Annotated in this window: 8 protein-coding genes (1 of these 8 cut by a window edge); 5 read left to right on the plus strand and 3 right to left on the minus strand. The window is 67.4% G+C overall.

The annotated features are described in order from the left end of the window. Window positions 1–3: 3 nt before the first annotated feature. Complete coding sequence (ptsP, locus tag G020_RS0111470; RefSeq protein ID WP_024329666.1) at window positions 4–2,271, plus strand: phosphoenolpyruvate--protein phosphotransferase; 2,268 nt, start codon at window positions 4–6, stop codon at window positions 2,269–2,271. Window positions 2,272–2,316: 45 nt separating this feature from the next. Here ptsP and G020_RS0111475 read toward each other — a convergent pair whose 3' ends face one another. Continuing rightward, a complete protein-coding gene (locus G020_RS0111475) occupies window positions 2,317–2,838 on the minus strand; it encodes a CopD family protein (RefSeq protein WP_024329667.1) in 522 nt (173 codons plus the stop codon). Window positions 2,839–2,901: 63 nt separating this feature from the next. Beyond that, complete coding sequence (locus tag G020_RS0111480) at window positions 2,902–3,420, minus strand: peroxiredoxin (protein WP_018946599.1); 519 nt, start codon at window positions 3,418–3,420, stop codon at window positions 2,902–2,904. Between the two features lie 99 nt (window positions 3,421–3,519). Between G020_RS0111480 and argC the strand changes: the two genes are divergently transcribed. The 4 genes from argC to erpA all read left to right on the plus strand — a co-directional run bounded on the left by argC (window position 3,520) and on the right by erpA (window position 6,188). Next, a complete protein-coding gene (argC, locus tag G020_RS0111485; RefSeq protein WP_024329668.1) occupies window positions 3,520–4,572 on the plus strand; it encodes an N-acetyl-gamma-glutamyl-phosphate reductase in 1,053 nt (350 codons plus the stop codon). A 72-nt stretch (window positions 4,573–4,644) separates the two neighbouring features. After that, window positions 4,645–5,319 carry a DUF6776 family protein gene (locus G020_RS0111490; RefSeq protein WP_231363081.1) on the plus strand — a complete coding sequence of 225 codons (675 nt, stop codon included), beginning with the start codon at window positions 4,645–4,647 and terminating at the stop codon, window positions 5,317–5,319. Further along, window positions 5,316–5,750, plus strand: coding sequence for a polymer-forming cytoskeletal protein (locus G020_RS0111495; protein ID WP_018946596.1), 435 nt, complete (start codon window positions 5,316–5,318; stop codon window positions 5,748–5,750). Before G020_RS0111490 ends, G020_RS0111495 begins: the two co-directional genes overlap by 4 nt. 54 nt (window positions 5,751–5,804) lie before the next feature. Continuing rightward, window positions 5,805–6,188, plus strand: a complete 384-nt coding sequence (erpA, locus tag G020_RS0111500; protein WP_018946595.1) for an iron-sulfur cluster insertion protein ErpA — start codon at window positions 5,805–5,807, stop codon at window positions 6,186–6,188. 66 nt (window positions 6,189–6,254) lie between these two features. On the opposite strand, the gene G020_RS0111505 is transcribed toward erpA, so the two are convergent. Beyond that, window positions 6,255–6,906, minus strand: partial view of an anhydro-N-acetylmuramic acid kinase gene (locus G020_RS0111505; RefSeq protein WP_081647422.1) — the 3' portion only. It continues 461 nt past the right edge of the window; the window shows 652 of its 1,113 coding nt (coding positions 462–1,113); the start codon falls outside the window, past its right edge — the gene reads right to left on this strand; the stop codon is at window positions 6,255–6,257.

Here is a 6,906-nt window from a genome sequence, read left to right on the forward strand (position 1 = left end):
TCCATGCTCGAGGTCCTGCGCCGGGTGGTGCAGGAGGTCAACGGTGCGGCCGACTTTTTCGAGGCGCTGCACATCATCGTGACCCGGGTGAAGGCGGCGCTGGATATCGATGTCTGCTCGATCTACCTGAAGTCGCCGAGCTCCGGGCGCCTGGTGCTGATGGCCTCGGAAGGTCTGCATGCCGAAGCGGTGGGGCAGGTGGAGATGGACCCGTCGGAAGGGCTGGTCGGGCTGGTCGCGTCACGCGCGGAGCCGGTCAACCTCGACAGTGCCCAGGACCACCCCCGTTTCCGCTATTTCCCGGAGACCGGCGAAGAGCGCTTCCTTGCCTTCCTCGGCGTGCCGATTATCCACCAGCGCAGCCTGCTGGGGGTGCTGGTGGTGCAGCAGCGCGAGGCGCGGCGGTTCGACGACGAACACGTTTCTTTCCTGATCACCCTGGCCGCGCAGCTGGCCGGGGCGATCGCCTATGCCGAATTCAACGACGAGATCTCCAGTGAGACCCCGCTGATCGGTCACCAGAACGTGGAGGCGACCGGTATTGCCGGTTCCCCCGGGGTGGCCATCGGGCGTGCAGTGGTGGCCTATCGCCTGGCGGATCTCGACTCCATACCCGATCGCGAGGGCGCGGGTCCGGATACGGAGCTCGCGCATTTCCGCCAGGCGGTCAGCGATACCCGCGAGGAAATTGAGGATCTCAAGCAGCGCATGGGCGAGGCCCTGGGACCGGACGAGCAGGTGCTGTTCGACGCCTATCTGATGCTGCTGGGGTCGGATTCGCTGGTGCACAAGACCGAGGGGCGGATTTCGGCGGGGCAGTGGGCCCCGGCGGCGCTGCGTGACACCGTGCGCGAGAGCGTGCGGGTGTTCGAGGACATGGAGGACCCGTACCTGCGCGAACGCGCGGCGGACGTGCGTGACCTCGGTCGCCGCGTCCTGTCGCATCTGCTGCCGGCGGACCGGAGCCAGGACGAATTTCCCGAGGGCGGGATCCTGGTGGGTGACGACCTGACCGCGTCGCATCTGGCCGAGGTGCCGATCGAGCGCCTGGGCGCGATCGTGTCCGCGCAGGGCACGGGCTCCTCGCATATCGCGATCCTCGCACGGGCCCTGAACGTGCCGGCGGTGATGGGGGTCTCGGATCTGCCGGTAGGCCGCCTGGAGGAGCGCGAGATCCTGGTGGACGGGTATCGCGGCCGTCTGTTCGTGAACCCCAACGCCGAGCTGCGTGCGGAGTTCGAACGCCTGGTGCGCGAGGAACGCGAACTGGCCGAAGACCTGCGTGCGCTGGCGAAGGATCCGGCCGCCACGCGTGACGGGCATCCGGTGCCGGTGCTGGCCAACTCCGGGCTTCTGGCGGACATCAAGCCCTCGCTGGAATCGGGTGCCGAGGGCGTCGGGCTGTACCGCACCGAAGTCCCGTTCATGATCCGCGACCGTTTCCCCGGGGAGGAGGAGCAGGTACGGCTGTACGAACAGATCCTCGCGTCGTTCGACCCGATGCCGGTGACCCTGCGTACCCTGGACATTGGTGGGGACAAGGCGCTGCCCTATTTTCCGGTGCAGGAGGACAATCCCTTCCTCGGCTGGCGCGGCATCCGCATCTCGCTGGACCATCCGGAGATCTTCCTGACCCAGTTGCGGGCCATGCTGCGGGCGAGCCGCGAGCACGACAACCTGCAGATCCTGTTCCCGATGATCTCCGCGCTGGACGAGCTCAAGGGGGCCATGACCCTGCTCAACCGGGCGCGCGAAGAGCTGCTGGACGAGGGCTATCGCATCCCGATGCCCAGGGTCGGGGTGATGGTCGAGGTGCCGGCGGCGGTTTATCTGGCCGAAACGCTCGCGCGGCGGGTGGACTTCCTGTCGGTGGGCACCAATGACCTGGTGCAGTACCTGCTGGCGGTGGATCGCAACAACGCCCGGGTCGCCAATCTGTACGACACCCTGCATCCGGCCTGTATCCACGCGCTGGAAAGTATTACCGAGGGGGCCCACCGCGCGGGCAAGCCGGTTTCGGTGTGCGGCGAGATGGCGGCGGACCCGGCCGCGGTGATCCTGCTGCTGGGCATGGGGATCGACAGCCTGAGTGTCAGCGTGTCGGCCATCCCCCGTATCAAGTGGGTGATCCGCTCGTTCTCCACCGATCGGGCCGAGGCCCTGCTGGCCCAGTGCCGGCTGCTGGAAAATCCGGAACAGACCCGTTCACTGCTCAACAACGCCCTGGTGCAGGCCGGCCTGGGCGGGCTGGTGCGCGCCGGCAAGACCTGAGGGCGGGCGCCCCGGTCTTTCCCCGCGGGCCCGGTGGGTGGGCTGTCAGCCGGAGGCCCGGCGGGCCCTGTTCCAGGCTACCGCGGCCGACACGGCGAACAGCAGCACGATGACACCGATGCCGATCAGGGCATCGGTGATCGAGCGGTTGACCGCCAGGATCACGATTCCGACCAGCGCCGGAACCGGCAGTTCGTTGAACCAGCGATACCAGGTGTGCCCGCGGGTGTTGCGGTCCGCGGCGAAATCCGCCACCAGCTTGCCGCACCACAGATGGTAGGCGATCAGCGCCGCGATCAGCGTCAGCTTGAAGTGCATCCATGGCTGCTCCAGGTGCACCGGCACCAGCGCCAGCATAATGCCGCCGAAGATCACCGTGATGACCCCGCCCGGGGTCATGATCCCGTAGAACAGCTTGCGTTCCATGACCTTGAAACGCTCGTTGCCGGGTGCGTCGTCGGTCATGGCGTGGTAGACGAACAGCCGCGGCAGATAGAACAGCCCCGCAAACCACGTGACCATGAAGATCAGGTGGAGGCTGAGGAACCAGGAGTAGGCGTCGTGCATGATGGCGTCCTTGTTGCGCCCGCAGCGGCGTTACGGGCCGGGTGTCCGGTGCTGGGTACCGGCTCAGGAGAGCCAGCGCTCCAGATGATCGCGGATCTGGTCGAAATCGGGTTCCCCAAGCTTCTGATAGACGATGCGGCCGCGGGGCGATACCAGGAACGTGGTCGGTGTCAGGCGAACCCCGCCCCAGGTGCTCGCCAGATCGCCATTCTCGTCGTGAATGACGGTGTAGGCGATCTCGCGGTCTTCGCTCATCGAGCGTACCCGGCTTTCGCGGTCGTGCGCCATGGCGATGGCCACGATATCGAACCCGCGGTCGCGGAAATCGGCGTGCAGTTCATTGAGGGTGGGGATCTCGCGGATGCATTCCGGGCAGTCGGTGGCCCAGAAAGAGATCAGGACCGGGCGGCCGTCATAGTCGTCGAGCGACACCGCCTCGCCTTCGAGATTGCTGGCGGCGAAGCCGGGGGCTTCGCGCACGCCATCGCCGGTGGTGATCCACGCCGCGCCGACCGCGATCAGCACAAGGATGATAAAGACGCCGCCGATCGCGGCCTTGCGGTCCAGTTTGAGCTTGCTCATGTTTCCGGTTCCCGTGACTCGTCAAGGAGGCGTTGTTACTGACCTCGAAAATGCGTACCGCGTTCCGCCGCGGGCCGCGAGCCGGTATCATGCCGCAGCATGACTTTCGTAACCAACAACAAGCCCACCCGTCTCGGGGTGGTCGGGGCCACCGGCTACGCCGGCGTCGAACTGTTGCGCATCCTCGCCGGGCATCCGGCGGTGGAGCTGCACGCGGTGACCTCGCGCAGCGAGGACGGCACCCCGGTCGCCGATCTGTTCCCCAGTCTGCGCGGGGTGCTGGATGCGGTCTTCCGGGCCCCGGAGCCGGAGCTGCTGGCGGAGTGCGATGTGGTGTTCTTCGCCACGCCGCACGGGGTGGCCCATGCAATGGCCGGCGATCTGCTCGCGCGCGGCGTACGCGTGATCGACCTGTCGGCGGATTTCCGCATCCGTGATCCCGAGTTGTGGAGCCGTTGGTACGGCCAGCCGCACGGGGCGCCGGAATACCTGGGCGAGGCGGTGTACGGCCTGCCCGAACTTCACCGCGGACCCATCTCCGAAGCACGTCTGATCGCCGTGCCGGGCTGCTACCCCACCGCGGTGACGCTGGCCCTTCTGCCCTTGCTCGAGAACAACCTGGTGGATGTGTCCGACATCATCGCGGATGCCAAGAGCGGGGTCAGCGGAGCGGGCCGGCAGGCGCGTATCGGCGGGCTGTTCGCCGAGGTGCAGGAGAATTTCCGCGCCTACGCCAGCGGCGGACACCGGCACTGGCCGGAGATCCACCAGACGCTGGCGGAGGTGGCCGGCGCGGACGTGGGGCTGATCTTCCAGCCGCACCTGGTGCCGATGACGCGGGGGATCCTGGCCACCCTCTATCTGCGTCCGCTGGATGACGGCGACTGGGAGGCGCTGTTCCGGGAACGCTACGCCGGCGAGCCTTTCGTTGATGTCATGCCGTCGGGGTCGCATCCGGAAACCGCGTCGGTGCGGGGGACCAACCAGTGTCGTCTGGCCCTGGCCACGCCGCCGCACAGTGGCCGCCGCATGGTGATTTCGGCCATCGACAACCTGGTCAAGGGTGCGGCAGGGCAGGCCGTGCAGAACATGAATCTGATGCTGGGACGCCCGGAAACGGAGGGGCTGGAACTGGTTCCGGCCTTCCCCTGATCCATGCGATGGCGACGGCGTCCGCGGGTTCCCGCTCCGCGACGGTTGCGGGGGCACCCCCTGCGCCGCGCGGTGGCGCCCGTTCTCGTGCTGATGATGGTGGGTGCGGCGGGCGTATGGTGGTGGCTGAACGCCGGAGGTCCGCAGCAGACGGAGGTGACCCGTGAGCGGGACGCGCGTCTGGTCGAGCTGCAAACGGCCTTGCAGGAACTTGCGCAGGAGCGTGACGCGGCCGTGCGCGAGCGGCTGCGCAGCGAGCGGCACCGTGAGGTGGCCGAGGCGGAACTCGCGGCCTGCCGGCGCGATGCCGAAGCTCGCGAAGCCGAACTGCTGGTGCTGCGCGAAGAGCTGGCGTTCTACCAGCGGCTGGCGGACGATGCCGGAGGCGATCGCATCGGCCTGCGCAATATCGCGGTGCATGAGACCGGTATCGAGGGTGAATACGAACTGATTTTCCAGGTGCACCGCGCCGGTCTGCGCGGAGAGGTCCCGGTGAGCTGGGACCTGGAGCTGGAAGGCGAGCGCGACGGGGAGCGCGTGAGTCAGGGGACCGACGACCTGGGGCCGGACCTGCAGTCCGGGCGCAGCTTTGATCTGCGATTCCTGCGCACGGTCCGGGTGCGCCTGGTGCTGCCGGAGGGTTTCGGCCCGCAACGGCTGTCCATTAGAGTGGAGTCCGAAGAGGACGGGCCGGACCGGATCGAAGAAACAAGAGGATGGGCTGCGGCCCGGAGGGCGAGTGAATGATGGGACGCAAGCGCAGGCAACGGGCCCGTCGGGTCGACACACTGATCGGCGAGAATACCGCGATCCACGGCGACCTGGAATTCAGCGGCGGGCTGCATCTTGAAGGCCGGATCGTCGGAGACGTGCGGGCTTCGACCGACGGCTCCGCGGTGCTGGTGGTCGACGAGAAGGGCCAGATCGAAGGGCAGGTCGCGGTGCCGCATCTGGTACTGAACGGCAGCGTGCGCGGCGATGTCCATGCCGGAGAGCACGTTGAGCTGGGCGAGAAGGCGCGGCTGGAGGGAAATCTTTATTACAGCGTGCTGCAGATGGCGGAGGGCGCCTCGGTGGACGGACAGCTGCGGCGTCGGGATGCGGATGCCGCACTGGAAGGCGAGACGCCATTGACCGCCCTGGCCGACGACACGCTTACCGCGCGTAACGATTCTTGACTCCGGCGGTCAGACTTCATAGCTTGGCAATCAAATGATCACAGGAGACACCGCATGTCCGACACGATGACGTCCAACGCGCAGGCCGAGACGGATGACATGGACATCCCCAGCCCGCTGGTGTTTACCGATGCCGCCGCAAGCAAGGTGAAGGGGCTGATCGAGGAGGAGAACAACGACAATCTCAAGCTCCGCGTCTTCGTCAGCGGTGGCGGCTGCTCCGGTTTCCAGTACGGCTTCACCTTCGACGAGACCATCGGTGACGGCGACACCGTGGTCGAGAACGGCGGGGTGACCCTGCTGATCGATCCGATGAGCTTCCAGTACCTGGCCGGCGCCGAGATTGACTACACCGAAGGCCTCGAAGGCGCCCAGTTCGTGATCCGCAACCCCAACGCGACCACCACCTGCGGCTGCGGTTCCAGCTTCTCGGTCTGACCCGGCGGCCAGATCGGCGCACTACAGGCCCGGCCCGGCAACGGACCGGGCCTTTTTCATGCCCTTTTACCCCCCGGGGATCACGCACCCGAGGATGCGGGGTCCGCGGGCCCCGGTGACCGCCGGCAGGTTTCCGCTCTGATGATGCAGGGTCCGGAATGCCAGCCATGCAAAAGCGGCGCCTTCGACCTGTTCCGCCGGAATGCCGCAGGCATCGGTGAGTTCGATCCGGGTCTGTGGCAGGGCGGCCGCGAGCCGTTCCAGCAGAAAGCCGTTACGCGCGCCCCCTCCGCAGATCAGTACGTCTTCCGGTGCGTTGCCCGGTCGCACGAGTTCCCGGGCGATCGCGTGTGCCGTCAGCTCGGCCAGGGTTGCCTGCACGTCCGCCGGGTTCGCGGCGACCAGCGTTGGCCCGCCCCGGGCGGCGAGCCAGGCGGGAGAAAAATGTTCGGGCCCGGTGCTCTTGGGCGGCGGGCGCTGGAAGTAGGGGTCCGCCAGCAGGGCCTGCAGCAGTTCCGGGTGCACCTGCCCGGTGCGGGCCCATGCCCCGTCCGCGTCATATTCGCAGCCCCGGTGGTGCCGCACCCAGTGATCCAGCAGGGTGTTGCCGGGGCCGCAGTCGTGGCCGCTGACCTCGCCGTCAGGCGGCAGCCGGGTCACGTTGCTGATACCGCCGATGTTCACCACCGCCCGGTCATGACCCGGCTGCGCGAAGCGG

Source organism: Thioalkalivibrio sp. ALR17-21 (assembly GCF_000420185.1).
GTDB lineage: Bacteria > Pseudomonadota > Gammaproteobacteria > Ectothiorhodospirales > Ectothiorhodospiraceae > Thioalkalivibrio > Thioalkalivibrio halophilus.

Excerpts from the sequence above, each read along its gene's own strand:
- ptsP (WP_024329666.1), top strand. The coding sequence starts at position 4 with ATGCTCGAGGTCCTGCGCCGGGTGGTGCAGGAGGTCAACGGTGCGGCC.
- argC (WP_024329668.1), top strand. The coding sequence starts at position 3,520 with ATGACTTTCGTAACCAACAACAAGCCCACCCGTCTCGGGGTGGTCGGG.
- G020_RS0111475 (WP_024329667.1), bottom strand. The coding sequence starts at position 2,838 with ATGCACGACGCCTACTCCTGGTTCCTCAGCCTCCACCTGATCTTCATG.
- G020_RS0111495 (WP_018946596.1), top strand. The coding sequence starts at position 5,316 with ATGATGGGACGCAAGCGCAGGCAACGGGCCCGTCGGGTCGACACACTG.
- erpA (WP_018946595.1), top strand. The coding sequence starts at position 5,805 with ATGTCCGACACGATGACGTCCAACGCGCAGGCCGAGACGGATGACATG.
- G020_RS0111480 (WP_018946599.1), bottom strand. The coding sequence starts at position 3,420 with ATGAGCAAGCTCAAACTGGACCGCAAGGCCGCGATCGGCGGCGTCTTT.